Here is a 15,222-nt window from a genome sequence, read left to right as displayed (position 1 = left end):
TTCTGTGAAAATGTCATTCGTTTATGTCCAAAATAAGTGTAGGCAAACGTTGAAAGCATGTCAACCCTTCCCGATAGATAAATGATTTCCTATTATATTATAATGGGAAGTGGGGATGGAGGGGGAATTTTACGACAGAAAGCGTGAGGAACGTGGCGATTGGATTTCGACATCACCTGCAGCAACAATTGCATAGATTGGCGGTGAATGCAGGGCGGCCGTTTGTCAGCTGGACGGAACCGTGGGAGGGCGTTGATCCGGTTTCTTTTTTTATGCAAGGGCCGTCATGCGGCTTCCGCGAACGGTTTTTTTGGGCGGATCGAACCGGAGGCACGATATTGGTCGGCCTCGGCTCCGTTTATGCGATCGAAACGGAGAAGGCCGACAGCCGGTTTGATGACGTGGAAGCGGGCCGGCGCCGATGGGAGAAGGAGATGGAGCCATACGGCGCGGCCGATGCGCCGCCGTTATTGTTTGGCGGATTTTCGTTTGACCCCTATCGGCCGGGCACCGACATGTGGCGCGGCTTTCCGGCCGGGAAGCTCGTGGCGCCGGCCGCGCTTCTTGCCGTAAGAAACGGCAAAACGACGTTGACCGTCACCGTCCCAACGGACAAAAGAGGACGGGACTGGGAGCGGGTCGGGCGCTTGCTTGAGCGGATCAGCGACCCTATGGCCGCTCCAAAGCGGCTTCCGCGCCTTGTGTCAGACGAAGAAGAAGAGAAAGAACGATGGTTGGCGGCTGTTCGCGAAGCGATCGCCTCGATTCGGGCGGGGGCGTTGGACAAGGTGGTGCTCGCCCGCGCTCGGCGCCTGGCGTTTGCCAAAACGTTGGATGCCGCGGCCGTACTCCAGCGGCTTCGCGAGCAGCAGCCGTTTGCTTACATTTTTGCGTTTGAACAGGACGGCCGCTGTTTTATCGGGGCTTCCCCTGAGCAGCTTGTCCAAAAAGAAGGGAAAATGTGCCGGTCGGTTTGCCTCGCCGGATCGGTGCGCCGCGGGGCCGCTATGGAGGAAGACGAGCGGCTTGGCGCTTGGCTGCGGGCAGATCGAAAAAACAACGAAGAACATCAGTTTGTTGTGCAAATGATCGGTCGCTTGTTTTCTTCCGTCTGCGAGACGGTCGAGATGCCGCCCGCGCCGCAGCTGCTCAAGCTGCCGCACATCCAGCATTTATGCACTCCGGTTGTCGGCCGTGGCTGCCGCGAGCGCTCGGTGCTCCGCTTAGTGGAAATGATGCATCCGACACCCGCGCTCGGCGGAACGCCGCGCGATCGGGCGCTGGAGGTGATCCGCGCCCTTGAGCCGCTTGACCGCGGATGGTATGCAGCGCCGATCGGCTGGGTGGATGGCGAAGGCAATGGGGAATGGGCGGTCGCCATTCGCTCCGCCTTGCTCGCCGGGAAGGAAGCCATGCTATTTGCCGGCTGCGGCATTGTCGCCGATTCCGACCCAAACAGCGAATATGAAGAGACAAATGTGAAAATGGCTCCGATGTTATCGGCGTTGGGAGTGATGAACGATGGCTGATGCCTTGTCTGTTTATGTAGCGGCATTGGTGGACGGATTGGCGCAGGCCGGGGTGGCGGAGGCGGTGATCAGCCCCGGTTCGCGCTCGACGCCGCTTGCGATGGCGATGGCGGCCCACCCTGGCCTTCGACTATATATGAATATCGATGAGCGGTCGGCCGCGTTTTTCGCCCTCGGCTTGGCGAAAGCGAAGCAGCGTCCGGTCGCGCTCGTATGCACGTCCGGAACGGCGGCGGCCAACTATGGGCCCGCGGTTGTCGAGGCATACTATTCGCGCGTGCCGCTCGTGGTGCTGACGGCCGACCGGCCGCATGAACTGCGCGATGTCGGGGCGCCGCAGGCGATTGATCAGCTGCACTTATACGGACGCTACGCCAAGTGGTTTGTGGACTTGGCGCTGCCGGAAGAGGCGGATGATATGCTGCGATACGCGCGGACGATGGCGGCAAGAGCCGTCCAAACGGCCGCCGGTGCACCGTGCGGGCCTGTGCATGTGAACGCGCCGTTTCGCGAGCCGCTTGTCCCGCATATCGATGAGGCGGTTTGGGAGCGGGTGCGGTCCGTTTCGAGAGCGCCGCAAGTATGGCGCGGCCGCCCAGCGCTGCCGCAAGAGAGCGTATCGGCGCTGTATGAGCAGCTATCGGCGGCGGAACGCGGGTTGATCGTCTGCGGGCCGCTCGATCGCCCTGGGTTTGCCGAGGCGGTCACCGAGTTGGCGCGGGCGCTTGATTTTCCGATTTTGGCCGATCCGCTTTCCCAGTTGCGCGCCGGTACGCATGACAAAACGTACGTGCTGGACAGCTATGACGCCATATTGCGGGAGGAAACCGCCGCTTCCAAGCTTGTTCCGGATGTGGTGCTTCGGTTCGGCGCCATGCCGGTGTCGAAGCCGCTCTTTTTATGGCTCAAGCGCCATCGCGCGATTCGTCAAATTGTTGTCGACGACGGCGGCTGGCGTGATCCGACGTTGTCCGCGGACAGCTTCGTTCAGAGTGATGAATGGATTCTTTGCCGCCAGCTTCTTGAATGGGCGAAACCGAAAGAAAACAAAAGCGCGTGGTCGGCGATATGGCGCGAGATGAACGCGATCGCCCGCGCGGCGCTTGAGCGCCATCTGCCGAAAGAAGAATGGTTTGAAGGGAACGTGTTCACGGAGCTTGCCGATTTGCTTCCAGCCGGGGCGGCGCTGTTTGTCGGCAACAGCATGCCGATTCGCGATGCGGATACGTTTCTCTTTGCGACGGACAAGCCGCTTCGCGTTTTGGCCAACCGCGGCGCCAACGGCATTGACGGAGTCGTCTCGAGCGCCTTGGGCGCAAGCGTTGCCGCGAACCCGCTTGTGCTGGTGATCGGCGACTTGTCGTTTTACCACGATTTAAATGGCTTGTTGGCGGCGAAGATGCATTCGTTGTCAGCTACCATTGTGTTGTTGAACAACAACGGCGGCGGCATTTTCTCGTTTTTGCCGCAGGCGCGCCATAAAGGGGCGTTTGAAACGCTGTTTGGCACGCCGACGGATTTGTCGTTTGCCCACGCCGTCGAGATGTACGGCGGCCGCCATACGGTGCCGCACAATTGGGCGGAGTTCCGCCGCCATGTATCGGAATCGCTGTCGTCAGGCGGGCTTCATGTCATTGAAGTGCGCACGTCGCGCGCGGAAAATGTCCGAATGCATCGATTGTTGTGGAACGAGGTTGCCCGGGAAATCGCGAAATGTCTCGAATGAAGAGGATTGGCATGACCATGATGGTGAATGGGGTTTGTTACCATGCGGAACAATACGGAGAAGGAGAGCCGCTTCTGTTGCTTCACGGGTTTACGGGCAGCGCGGACACGTGGCGGCCGCTCGCCCCGTTTTGGCCGGACTTCCGTGTGATGGCCGTCGACTTGTTGGGCCATGGGCGGACCGAGGCGCCAAAGGACGCCCGACGGTATCGGATCGAACACGCGGCGGCTGACTTGGCGGCGCTCCTTGACGAATGGGGCGTCGAACAAGTGAACGTGCTCGGCTACTCGATGGGCGGCCGGCTCGCGTTGGCGTTCGCCGTTTGGCATCCGCACCGCGTTCGCCGCTTAGTGCTGGAAAGCAGTTCGCCCGGCTTGAAGACAGAGGAGGAGCGGCGCGCGCGGCGGGAAGCGGATGAGGCGTTGGCGCGAAAGATCGAAACGGAAGGCGTCCGTGCTTTTGTCGATGATTGGGAAAAAATCCCGCTGTTTGCCACTCAGCAGGCGCTTCCGGATTCGGTGCGGGCGGCGATTCGCCGCGAGCGGCTCCGTCATACGGCAACGGGGCTTGCCAACAGTTTGCGCGGGATGGGGACCGGCGTGCAGCCGTCGTTTTGGGAGCGGCTTGGCGAACTTGCCATGCCTGTGCTCCTTGTTTGCGGGGAGCACGATGAGAAGTTTTGCCGCATCGCTGCCCAAATGCACGAGCGGCTGCCCAACAGCGAACTTATCTGTGTAAAAGAAGCCGGACATGCAATTCACGTGGAACAGCCCGGCATTTTTGCTAAAATAGTAAGTGAATTCATGACAAAGGGGGAAGTGTAAATGCCGTTTGAATGGGTGAAGCAGTACGACTATGAGGATATTATTTACGAAACGTACAACGGCATCGCCAAAATTACGATCAACCGTCCGGAAGTACATAACGCGTTTCGGCCGAAAACGGTGAACGAGATGATCGATGCGTTTACGAAAGCGCGCGATGATTCGAATATCGGCGTCATCATTTTGACCGGCGCCGGCGGCAAGGCGTTTTGCTCGGGCGGGGACCAAAAAGTGCGCGGCCATGGCGGCTATGTCGGCGAGGATGAAATTCCGCGCCTCAATGTGCTTGATTTGCAACGGCTCATCCGCGTCATTCCGAAGCCGGTTATTGCGATGGTCGCCGGCTACGCCATTGGCGGCGGGCATGTGCTTCATGTCGTCTGCGATTTGACGATCGCCGCGGACAACGCCATCTTCGGCCAAACCGGGCCGAAAGTGGGAAGCTTTGACGGCGGCTATGGCGCCGGCTATTTGGCCCGCATCGTCGGCCATAAAAAGGCGCGGGAAATTTGGTATTTATGCCGTCAGTACACGGCGCAAGAAGCGCTCGAAATGGGGCTGGTCAACAAAGTCGTGCCGCTTGAGCAGCTTGAAGAAGAAACGGTCAAATGGGCGCAGGAAATTTTGGAGAAAAGCCCGACGGCCATTCGCTTCTTAAAAGCGGCGTTCAACGCCGACTCCGATGGCTTGGCCGGCATCCAACAGCTCGCCGGCGACGCGACGCTTCTCTTCTACACGACCGAAGAGGCGAAGGAAGGCATGCGGGCGTTCAAAGAAAAACGGAAGCCGGACTTCAGCCAATTCCCGCGCTTTCCGTGATGGGAATAAAGCAGCTTGATGAAGAATCAAGCTGCTTTTTGCCGCTTTTTCAAAGCGAGGAATGATGGCCGATGGGCGAGAGCGGCAAGAAAGGAGGAACGCTAGATGACAACGATGCCAAACTGGCTGAAGCAGCGGGCGTTTTTAACCCCGGAGCGAATCGCCGTGAGCGACGGGCGGCGGACCAAAACGTTTGCCGAGCTGTATGAAGCGGCTGCCGTCTGGGCGCGGCGCCTCGCGCGGGCGGGCGTCAAGGAAGGAGATATTGTCGCCTTGCTGATGAAAAATCGCATCGAGATGATCGAGATCATCCATGCGTTGTTTTTTCTCGGCGCCCGCGTCCTGCTGCAAAACGTGCGCCTGACGTCCTATGAGCTTGGCTGGCAGCTGGATGACAGCGGCGCGCGGCTTGTCATCGCCGATGAGGAGCTGGCCGGGAGTCTTGACGGCGACGGGCGCGTTCTGACCGTCGGTGCGTTGGCCGCGTTGCCCGAAGCGGACGTTTCCTTCAAGGAAACATGCGATTTGGAGGAAACCGCCACGATCATGTATACGTCCGGGACGACCGGCACTCCGAAAGGCGTCTTGCAAACGTACGGCAATCATTGGTGGAGCGCCGTCGGTTCGGCGCTCAATTTAGGGTTGCATGAGCGCGACTGCTGGCTGGCCGCCGTGCCGCTGTTTCATATCAGCGGCCTGTCGATCGCCATGCGCAGCGTCATTTACGGCATACCGATGCGGCTGCAAACGTCATTCGACCCGAAGGAAGCGAACGAATGGATCATGCGCGGCGACGTGACGATCATGTCGGTCGTGGCTGCCATGCTTCAGCGGATGATATCGGAGCTCGGGGAAGCGCGCTACCCCGATACGTTCCGCTGCATGCTGCTAGGGGGCGGGCCGGCGCCGCGCCCGCTGCTTGAGGCGTGCAAAGAAAAAGGCATTCCGGTGTACCAGACGTACGGGATGACGGAAACGGCGTCGCAAATCGCAACGCTCGCGCCGGAATACAGTTTGACGAAGCTCGGTTCGGCCGGCAAGCCGCTTTTTCCGGCGGAGCTTTGCATCCTAAAAGACGAAAAGCCGGCTGCGCCGCATGAAGCGGGAGAAATTGTCGTCAAAGGGCCGAATGTGACAAAAGGATACTTGCATCGCCCGGAAGCGACGGCGCAAGCGATCCGCGGCGGCTGGTTTTTTACCGGCGATATCGGCTATATTGATGAAGAGGGATTTTTGTACGTCCTTGACCGCCGTTCTGACTTGATCATTTCCGGCGGCGAAAACGTCTATCCCGCTGAGGTGGAGGCGGTGCTGCTGTCGCATCCCGATGTGGAAGAAGCCGGGGTGACGGGCGTCGAGGATGAAACGTGGGGGCAAGTGCCGTATGCGTTCGTCCGCCTGAAACGCGGAGCGTCGCCAGACGAAGCGGCCCTTCGCGCGTTTTGCCGCGAGCGGCTGGCGAAATATAAAGTGCCGGCCCGCATTTACTTCGTCGACGAACTGCCGCGCAACGCCGCGCAAAAACTGCTGCGCCGCGAACTGAAAAGGCTCATTCCAAAAACAGAACAAACATTTTGATAGGAGTAGAAACATCTGTTCGGAAGCAGAAAAGGCAGGAACTCGCCTAGGCCGAGTTTCCTGCCTTTTTGCCGCTGCCATTCCTGCGGCGTTCCGACCGGGAGGCATGGCGTTCGCCGAATCGAAGCCCTTGCTTTTAGACCGCTGCGATCCAGCTTCATCCATCCGCTTTGTCCCCTGTTGGAGGACGGCAGTCAAACGTCATCCCTTGCACGGCCGATTTCCATCGCGCAGATGGAAACATAGGGATGGCCATCCAACGATGTTTTTTACTCCATCTGGCGTTGGTTTCGAAATGGACGGCCCTCAAACGTCATCCATCCACCCGAGTTCAGCGGCCCGATGGGCGACGAGCCGTTCAATCTCAGGTGGGAGCTGATCAAACGAACCGAACTCATAATCCCACAAACGGGCGAAGGAGTCGATGCAAGCTGGGTATGTTCCTAAAGCGGCCCGCTTCATTTCCGTTTGCAGCGCTTGAATGAGGCTGGCGCGTTTGTCCATCGTCATCCCCCTCGAACGATGCAAGCGCCGCCCGGTCGGCCGGGCAGCGCCTCGTTGGTCTCGCATTATGCTTCATGGGCCGGAACAAACGTTTTGCAGTCTGTTTCCGTGGAATCAGACGCCATGTTTCCGGCATGGCTGACCACGTAAATGGCTTCAGCGCTGCAGCGATTCCCTTCTGCCCAATAACGACAGTTGCGCACTTCGCAAAGAACATCTTTCGCCATGGTCATCCCCCTTGTCGTGATGAAATCGCCCGCATCTATAGTTTGACGCATTTGCAGGCATTTTATCCATCTCTAACCGAGAAGACTCCCGCTTGGGATCAACGGAGGCAGGGGCAATCGACAGCTTCCGTTGCGCCCGTTGCTTCACGCTGTCCCAAATGGAAAGAAGGGCTTCGTGCAGAAATGGTGTTTGCCTCGTGCCGCTGTTGAAGAGGACATCATGGCCTAAAAATAGATGAAAATCTTTCTTATTTTAATTGACACAGAAAATCATTCTCAATTAAAATAAAAGAGAAAAAAGAAGAGAACAAAGGAGGATTTTATGATGGCATCGCTTCTTGTCGTTGGAGCGGATCATTTAGGCCATATTACCGATAAATTGGAGCGTTCCGGATTCCGGGAAATCATTCATCTCAATGGACGAAAAGTGAATATGGTGAAACGCGACATTCCGGAGCATGTCGACGCCATATTGGTCATGATCGATTACGTGAACCATAATTTGGCGAAGAAAGTGAAAGAGAAGGCGAAAAGCAAAGACAAGCCTATTTATTTTGCGAAACGGTCATGGAGCTCGATCAACGCCGTGTTGGAGCAGCTGGAAAAACATGCATGAACAAACAGGAGGCGAGCCATGGTGCCTATCCATCACGAGACGTTGGATGTCTGGCCGTGTGCGCTGCGCCGGTTTCTTCGCCGCGTCATTCAAGCGTATTGCGACACCGCGCCTTCGCTGCGGTCTCCGCTTTGCTTGCTCCGGCTGATTGATCAGCACCGTTCGCTCCTTCCTTTGTCGATGTTTCCGACGCCGTTGCATTATGCACTAGTGTTGGCCAAGGTGACGGATCATTTGCTGCAGTTTTTTGGTTCGATGGAAGAGGCGGCGTGCAAGCCGCTATTGTTGGCGGACGGCGGATTGGGGGAAGAGGCGGATCGAGCGTTGTACATCGTTTACCGCGACCGGGTTCGTGTGCTGCTGTGGTGCGAGGAAGAGGAAGCCATTCGGCGATGCAAAGAAACGGCGTCGTCCTTATGCAGGGACGCGATCGGATGTTGCCCGAACGAACTGGAATGCTGCTTTTTATGGACGGGCGGACGCCGCGTTGAGTGGCTTTCGGCTTGAATGGAAGGACCACAGGCATGAAAAGCGCCGTTTTATAGGCAAAGCGTTGTCGAATCAATTTTGGCTTGAACAAAGAGGAAGGGACGGCGTATAATAAACGTTAGTGAGAATGAAAATCGTTATTTTAAAAATGGAGGAGCAAGCCATGAAACGCATGCCTTGGAAAGTCATGGCCACGTCGGCGGCGGCCTCGCTGCTTTTGGCGTCCGGCTGTTCCGCCGTCGGGGAGAAAGAGAACGGCCGTTCATCGGAAGCGCCGCGCCTGCACGTGCCGGTGGCGGACGATCATTTTGATACGGCCGGCAATATGTTTGCCTACTCGGAATTTGAACTTTCGGGCGAACCGCTCGCTGAAGGGCTCGGGCTTGATTTGGACACCCTTGACGCGAGAAAACCTGATAAACCGACGAAATTCGACTATACGGCTGGCATCGAGTCATACGAGTATTCCGAAGAGGCGATGTACGAAGTGACGGAAAAGTCAGGGCTGGGGCTTCATCTCATCAACGGCCCGATCGCGAAGCAGCGGGCCGAACAGCGGCATCAGCCAGCCGATCAGGCGCTCGCCGACCGTTTTTATGAGCTTGCGGACAGCGTCGGCTATCCGCGCGAGGAACTTTTCCGCAACATGTTCCCAACCTTCATCGAGTACGCCGGCGGCGATCCGCATTATGCACAAAAGGTTGACACGGGCGTGTATGCGGAAAATGATGACGGTACATATGTTCCCGTCTATCAAGTCGATTTCCAATCGCTTCGCTGGGATCGCGGAAAAATGGACAAAGTGCTCACGCCATCGGCTTACGGCGGCGTCTTTTTGAAGCAAGCGCTTTGGGCCGGCGACTTTTTGGGGAATTTTCATCAAAAAGACAGCGATGAAGAGGTGGAGGCGAAAACGCCAAACGACGATCAAAGCGGGAACATCGCTCTTGGCGTCAGCTCCGCCGACGGGATGCAAGGGATGATTTTGACGGAACAAATATGGAACAAGCTGGCTTTTATCCGTGACCATTTATTTTATGATGCGAAGCAACAGGCGTTGACGAAGGCAGCCGGCAGCCGCTACAACCCAAGCGGGGGATTTGTCTATTTGCCGCACGCGGTGGAAGTGGCTGAAGGGGGAAGCGAGCTGGCGCCGGATGCGGCGAAGTTGGTCGTCAAAGATCCCCGCAGCTTGCTTGAGGACCAATGGCTCATGCTATGGCCGGCGGCGGAGTTTTTCGGCATGACCGACCAGCGGCCGGAAAACAAAAACCAAAACCCCGCGTTTTTGGCCGTGTTTGACGGAAAACCGTTCCCAAGCGCGCCAAAGGAAAACCTTGACGCGACGACGGCGAACGACCGCGTGGCCGACGACCCGTATTCCGTCAACCGCGACGTGCTGCTGCAAGTGTTTCGCAACATCGATGCCATGCATTTCAATGAAAAAGCGGGCGCGTTTGTGACCGAACATGACGGGCGAACGCAAGGAAATCGGGTCGATACGTTCCAAGCCGGCTATACAATGGAAGCGCTCCGCATCTTCGAACGGGCGATTGACGGGATGCCGGTCGGCTATGCGAGCGGAGAGAGCGCCAAAGGGCTCGGCACGCCGGAAGGAAAGCGGGCGCTCGAGCTCATCCGCCGGCAAGCGGATTTTATCATGCACAACTTGATGCGAAAAGACGGACTTGTCGAAAACGGCTATACGATCGGCCAAGGGCCGGATCAAGACGAGCCGACGCTTCTTGCCCAGCTTGGCGCGATCCGCGGGCTGACGGCGGCATTTTTGGCGACGAAAGACGAAGCATACCGCGATGCGGCGCGCCGTGTTTATGAGGCAATGAACAAACATTTTTGGGATCAAAAATGGCACGTGTACCATACGGGAGAAAAAGAGGACAAGTACACCCCGTGGCTCGCCGGCGCGTTGTCGGGGGTGTTCCGCGTGGCCTTGCAAAACTTGAACAACGACCAAGCGGATGAGACGGCGAAATCCCTTGACCGCGAAACGATCATCTCCCGCTACGTCGACTTTTACGACCGAATCGTCGACGGCCCGACGCTTCAGGAAGGGATGCAGGCAAGCGAGTTTTGGGATACGGGAGATGTCTACATCAAAGGGAAAAAATTGGGCAACACCGATCATGACCATGTCCCGCAAGTGCAGGCGGCCGGCGGCCCATACGGCGTGGCGCCGGTGTTGCGGACGGTCAAGGTCAACGTTGGATCCGCCAACAAATAACAGAAAGAAAGCGGCGAATACGATTGAGATTCGCCGCTTTTCTTTGTAAAATTGAGGATGGTTATCATTTTCGTGAAAAAACGGGGGAATATTGAAATGCGAAAATGGTGGTTCGCCGCGGCGATCGCCACGCTGTTGGCCGGCTGTCAGGACGAAAAGGCATGGCATGAGCAGCCGAAAGTGGTCAGACATGCCCCGGCGCACGGCGACAACATCGCCGTAAGCAGCGACGGGCGCTATGTCTACACCGCCAACATCGATGTGGATACAGTGACAATCATCAACGCGAAAACGAAAACGAAGGAAGCGGAAATTCCCGTCGGCCGCGAACCGCGCCAGCTGGCGCTCAGCCCGGATGGACGGACACTGTATGTTTCCTGCATGTACGATGATGAAGTGGACGTCGTGTCGCTTGACAAGCGGAAAGTCGTCGACCGTTGGAAAACGGGGATCGAGCCGTTCGGCATCGTCACCAGTCCGGATGGGGCGGAAGTATATGTCGCCAACTACCGCTCGGGCACGGTCTCGGTGTTTGACGCCGAGAGCGGGAAGCGGACGAAAGACATCCAAGCGGGCGATCGGCCGCGGGCGCTGGCGCTGACAGCGGACGGAAGGAAGCTGTACGTGACGCAATATTTGGCGGCCAAAGTCACCGTGATTGACACAAAGAAACGGCGGGCGGTCAAGGAAATCGCCCTCGCCCCGTCGCCGGACAAAGCCGATCGAAAAAAGAGCCAAGGCGTTCCGAACACGCTTGAGCAAATCGTCATCGCCTCGGACGGCAAAAAAGCGTATATTCCGCACTTATTGACGAACATCGATACGCCGATCCAATTTGAGGAAACGGTCTTTCCGGCCATCTCGGTCATTGATGCAACGAAAGACGTTGAGTTGCCGGACGAGCGGAAAGAGCTGTTTGCCGCGATCAATGTCACGGATGTTCATAACGAGACGATCATCGTCTCCAATCCGTACGATGTGGCGTTTTCCCCGGACGGCGGCAAAGCGTACGCGGTCATGTCTGGAAGCGAGGACCTCGTCGTCTTTGACTTGCGACGCGGCGGCAAGGCGACGCAAATTTTGCGCCGCATCCACGGCAACAATCCGCGCGGGATCGCGATTTCGCCGGATGGGAAGACGCTTTACGTCCACAACGCCATGAGCCATGATTTGGCCGTGATCAAAACCGGAGGAAAAAGCCCATATGCGAAAGCGAAGCAGGAAGATGGCACGATCCGCCTCATTGCGAAAGATTCGCTCTCCCCGCTCGTGCGTGAAGGAAAAACGATCTTTTACAGCGCCAACAGCGACGAGTTTGCCATCAACATCACAGGGAACAATTGGATGAGCTGCGCTTCGTGCCATAGCGACGGCGACATCAACGGCTTGACGCTCATGACGGCGAAAGGGCCGCGCAACGTGCCGAGCAATATTTTGGCGACGAAAACCGGGCTGTTTATGTGGGATGGGTCGCGCGACGATTTTACCGACTACATTCATACCGTGCAAGGCGAGATGGGCGGCATGACGGCGATCGACCCGTCCAAGCCGCTGCCGCCGAACGTCCAGCATATGTTTGACGCCATTCTCGCCTACTTGAACGACCCGCGCTCGTTCCCCGTGCCGAAAAGCCCGTACCGGAACCGCGACGGCAGCTTGACGGCGGAAGCGAAGGAAGGGGAGCGCCTGTTTAACGGGAAAGGGAATTGCTTAAGCTGCCATGGGGGCGAGTATTTCACCGACAGCGTCAAGGCGGTCGGGCCGGACGGGAAATTGACGACTGCCAATACCGCCTACTTGCACGACATCGGCACGGCCAATCCGAAGGACCGCGCCTCCAAAGGCGACGCCCGCGCCCGGTTCACAAACCCGCGGACGCCCAAGCAGTGGGATACGCCGACGCTGCGCGGCGTATGGGCGACAGCCCCGTATTTGCATGACGGCAGCGCGAAAACGATCGAGGAAGCAATCCGGCGCCATCGGACGAAAGAAGTGCAAACATTGACGCCGGGAGAAATTGCGGCCATTGCGGCCTATGTCCGCTCGCTGCAATAGTGAGAGTGATGGGTGAGGAAAAGGGGGCTTTTCTTTCTGCAGGGCAGAAGATAGCACCGTCATAAAGGAAGGTGTCCCACGCGTGTTGGGGACACCTTTTTCCTTGTTATTTTGGCCGTACATAGCGCTTATCGTGCATAAACAAACGCCAGAAATAGACGAAGCCGGGAAACAAAATGAGAAAGCCCACGATGTAGGAGGCAAACAGCGCCCGGAATGTATCCGGATGGGGAAAAGGAAACGAAACCGCCTGCCTCAATCGAAAGAGGCAGGCGGTTGTATTTCAATGAAGGGCTTTTTGCAGCACGCGGAGATTCTCGGCCATAAGGGAAAAGTAATCTTTGTGGGCTTTTCGATCTTCATCGGTCAGCGATTCCAAGTTATGCAGACGGAGCGGCTTGGCGCCGATTTCGTTCTGAATCACTTCCGCCGTTTTGGGATGAACATTTTGTTCGAAAATGACATAGCGGATGTGATGCTGTTTGGCTGTCTGGATGAGCTGAGTCAGCTCTTTTTGCGATGGTTCGTTGCTCGGAGAAAGCCCGGAAACGCTCAGCTGTTTGATTCCGTAGCGGTCTTCCCAATATCCGTAGGCTTGATGGGAAACGAGTATCTCTTTTCTAGGAGCTTTCTCCACTGTTGAACGGAATTGCCCGTCAAGGCGCTCGAGTTTCATCTTTAACGTTTCAAAGTTTTGCATAAACAGGTCTTTTTTTTTCAGGTTTCAGTTCAATCAGCAAATCGCGGATGTTCTTGGCGATCGCAATGGAGCGGATGGGGTCAAGCCATACGTGAGGATCTTTGTCTCCGTGTTCATGGCCATGTTCTTTCTCATGTCCCTCTCCGTGTTCGTCTTTGTGCCCTTCGCCATGCGCATGCTCCTGTTCATGGTTCGATTCAAGCAATTCGATGCCGTTTGTAGCAACGAGAAATCGGACGTGCTCATTTTGTAATGTTTCCTGCAGTTTTTCGGCGAACGGTTCCATCCCGTGGCCAATGTAAATGAAGGCGTCCGCATCGGCAATCTGCTGCACGGTTTTGGTTGTCGGTTCGAACGTATGGGCTTCCACTCCCGGCGGGTAAACGCTTTTGACGTTCACGGCGTCGCCGCCGATTTTTTTCGTAAAGTCTTCAAGCGGATAGACGGTTGTATAAATCGTTAGCTGATCGTTCGATGTTTGGCCCTCTTTTGTTTCTGGCTTCGATTGACAGCCGTATAGCAAGGCGCTCGTCGCCAAAAGGAAAGACAAAATGATGGACGTTGCTCTCATGTTGAACTCCTTTCTGGAATCAAGATGTCCGCATTTATTATATCGTAATCATTACGATTTACAAGATCGATCATACAAAAAAATAAAGCAAATGGCAAGGCCATTAAGTGATTTTGTTTCTTTTCGCGTGTTCTGATGATTCAGGAACGGGATCAAAACCGCCCGGATGGAACGGATGGCATTTCAAAATGCGCTTCGCCGTCAGCCATCCCCCTTTTATGGCGCCAAAGCGCCGGATCGCTTCGATGCCATAGTTCGAGCAGGTCGGATAAAAGCGGCATGTCGGCGGCTTGAGCGGAGAAAGGAAGCGTTGATAAAAGCGGATGCACCAAATCAGCCATTGGCCCATGCCCAGTTCTCCTTTCTGTGATCATCATGATTACAATAGAACAAACCTTTCTTTTGTTCAAGCAAAACGACTGTCGTTCGCTCGGAATGGGGGCGCTCGCCCAGACCTTGCTTTTTGGGCATAGACGCCAAGCGAGAGGCAAAAAAGATGCGGGACGCCCCTCGTTTTGGTTATGATAAAGAAAGAGGATCAAAATAGCTAGGAGTGATTGACATGCCTTCACCGGTGGAAAGCTTTGAATTGGACCATTGCGCGGTCAAAGCGCCGTACGTTCGGCATTGCGGCGTTCACAAAGTCGGCAGTGACGGCGTCGTCAATAAGTTTGACATTCGCTTTTGCCAGCCGAACAAAGAAGCGATGGACCCGGCCGCGATTCATACGCTCGAACATCTGTTGGCGTATACGCTGCGCCGACATGCGGCCAAATATGATCATTTCGATATTATCGACATCTCGCCTATGGGTTGCCAAACCGGGTTTTATCTTGTCGTGAGCGGCTCGCCGACCGTGGACGAGATCATTGATTTGTTGGAAGAAGCCATGAAGGACGCGCTCGCCGCGACGGAAGTGCCAGCCGCGACCGAGCGGCAATGCGGCCAAGCGAAGCTGCATGATCTAGAGGCGGCCAAACAGCTGATGCGCTTTTGGCTTTCGCAAGAGAAAGAAGAGTTGAAAAAGGTGTTTGGTTGATGAACAAGCCAGCCCCGCGCCGCTACTGCGGCTGCTTCGGGCCGGCTTGTTGTTCGCCGCCGTGTTCATTCGGGTGCGGATCGACCGTATGCTTGTAGGCATACGCTTTGGACGTCGTGACGACCGCCAGCACGAGAACGACAGCGGCGATGATGAGGCAAACGATCAAGGTCCAGTACATCATGACGCCCGCCTTTTTTCTTTTTATTATACCATATCTGGCAGAGCTGGCGTTCATATTTCCGGTGAAATCGGGCAAGCTATCCATCGACACGTTTTCCATGTTTCATCTCTATTTCGCGC

14 protein-coding genes and 1 pseudogene are annotated in these 15,222 nt (G+C 56.4%); 10 read left to right on the top strand and 5 right to left on the bottom strand.

The window, feature by feature from the left end:
* Positions 1–152: 152 nt before the first annotated feature.
* From I656_RS02390 to I656_RS02410, 5 genes are all read left to right on the top strand, one after another.
* The gene (locus I656_RS02390) at positions 153–1,529 is read left to right on the top strand and encodes an isochorismate synthase MenF (protein ID WP_033006477.1); all 1,377 of its coding nucleotides are present in this window, start codon (positions 153–155) and stop codon (positions 1,527–1,529) included.
* A complete protein-coding gene (gene menD / locus I656_RS02395) occupies positions 1,522–3,255 on the top strand; it encodes a 2-succinyl-5-enolpyruvyl-6-hydroxy-3-cyclohexene-1-carboxylic-acid synthase (protein WP_015375677.1) in 1,734 nt (577 codons plus the stop codon). Before I656_RS02390 ends, menD begins: the two co-directional genes overlap by 8 nt.
* 11 nt (positions 3,256–3,266) lie before the next feature.
* Entirely contained in the window at positions 3,267–4,079 is an 813-nt protein-coding gene (gene menH / locus I656_RS02400; RefSeq protein ID WP_033006475.1) for a 2-succinyl-6-hydroxy-2,4-cyclohexadiene-1-carboxylate synthase, read from the top strand.
* On the top strand, positions 4,080–4,898 hold the full coding sequence (menB, locus tag I656_RS02405; RefSeq protein WP_011232345.1) for a 1,4-dihydroxy-2-naphthoyl-CoA synthase: 819 nt from the start codon (positions 4,080–4,082) through the stop codon (positions 4,896–4,898).
* Between the two features lie 105 nt (positions 4,899–5,003).
* Entirely contained in the window at positions 5,004–6,476 is a 1,473-nt protein-coding gene (locus I656_RS02410; protein WP_020756402.1) for an o-succinylbenzoate--CoA ligase, read from the top strand.
* A gap of 306 nt (positions 6,477–6,782) precedes the next feature.
* Here I656_RS02410 and I656_RS0116595 read toward each other — a convergent pair whose 3' ends face one another.
* Both I656_RS0116595 and I656_RS18235 read right to left on the bottom strand, forming a co-directional pair.
* Entirely contained in the window at positions 6,783–6,980 is a 198-nt protein-coding gene (locus I656_RS0116595) for a hypothetical protein (RefSeq protein WP_015731616.1), read from the bottom strand.
* Positions 6,981–7,045: 65 nt separating this feature from the next.
* Positions 7,046–7,207: a DUF1540 domain-containing protein gene (locus I656_RS18235; RefSeq protein ID WP_015375674.1), complete on the bottom strand. Its 162-nt coding sequence runs from the start codon at positions 7,205–7,207 to the stop codon at positions 7,046–7,048.
* Positions 7,208–7,532: 325 nt separating this feature from the next.
* On the opposite strand from I656_RS18235, the gene I656_RS02415 reads away from it, so the two are divergent.
* The 4 genes from I656_RS02415 (at position 7,533) to I656_RS02430 (ending at position 12,609) form a co-directional block, all read left to right on the top strand.
* Positions 7,533–7,823 carry a DUF2325 domain-containing protein gene (locus I656_RS02415; RefSeq protein ID WP_013524471.1) on the top strand — a complete coding sequence of 97 codons (291 nt, stop codon included), beginning with the start codon at positions 7,533–7,535 and terminating at the stop codon, positions 7,821–7,823.
* Positions 7,824–7,841: 18 nt separating this feature from the next.
* Positions 7,842–8,330, top strand: coding sequence for a hypothetical protein (locus tag I656_RS02420; protein WP_015375672.1), 489 nt, complete (start codon positions 7,842–7,844; stop codon positions 8,328–8,330).
* A gap of 145 nt (positions 8,331–8,475) precedes the next feature.
* Positions 8,476–10,554, top strand: coding sequence for a hypothetical protein (locus I656_RS02425; protein ID WP_015375671.1), 2,079 nt, complete (start codon positions 8,476–8,478; stop codon positions 10,552–10,554).
* 96 nt (positions 10,555–10,650) lie between these two features.
* A complete protein-coding gene (locus I656_RS02430) occupies positions 10,651–12,609 on the top strand; it encodes a beta-propeller fold lactonase family protein (RefSeq protein ID WP_015375670.1) in 1,959 nt (652 codons plus the stop codon).
* Positions 12,610–12,892: 283 nt separating this feature from the next.
* On the opposite strand, the pseudogene I656_RS0116590 reads toward I656_RS02430, so the two are convergent.
* Positions 12,893–13,880: pseudogene (locus I656_RS0116590) on the bottom strand (metal ABC transporter substrate-binding protein).
* 103 nt (positions 13,881–13,983) lie between these two features.
* Positions 13,984–14,229 (bottom strand): membrane protein insertion efficiency factor YidD, encoded by a 246-nt coding sequence (gene yidD, locus I656_RS02435; RefSeq protein WP_011232336.1) that lies wholly within the window; start codon positions 14,227–14,229, stop codon positions 13,984–13,986.
* 213 nt (positions 14,230–14,442) lie between these two features.
* Here yidD and I656_RS02440 point away from each other — a divergent pair, with 213 nt between their 5' ends.
* The gene (locus I656_RS02440; RefSeq protein ID WP_011232335.1) at positions 14,443–14,919 is read left to right on the top strand and encodes an S-ribosylhomocysteine lyase; all 477 of its coding nucleotides are present in this window, start codon (positions 14,443–14,445) and stop codon (positions 14,917–14,919) included.
* Between the two features lie 22 nt (positions 14,920–14,941).
* Here I656_RS02440 and ytzI read toward each other — a convergent pair whose 3' ends face one another.
* Positions 14,942–15,103, bottom strand: a complete 162-nt coding sequence (gene ytzI / locus I656_RS18230; protein ID WP_015375668.1) for a YtzI protein — start codon at positions 15,101–15,103, stop codon at positions 14,942–14,944.
* Positions 15,104–15,222 lie beyond the last annotated feature (119 nt).

Source organism: Geobacillus sp. WSUCF1 (genome assembly GCF_000422025.1).
In the GTDB taxonomy this organism is placed as follows: domain Bacteria; phylum Bacillota; class Bacilli; order Bacillales; family Anoxybacillaceae; genus Geobacillus; species Geobacillus zalihae.
This window is presented reverse-complemented; position numbering and strand designations above follow the sequence as displayed.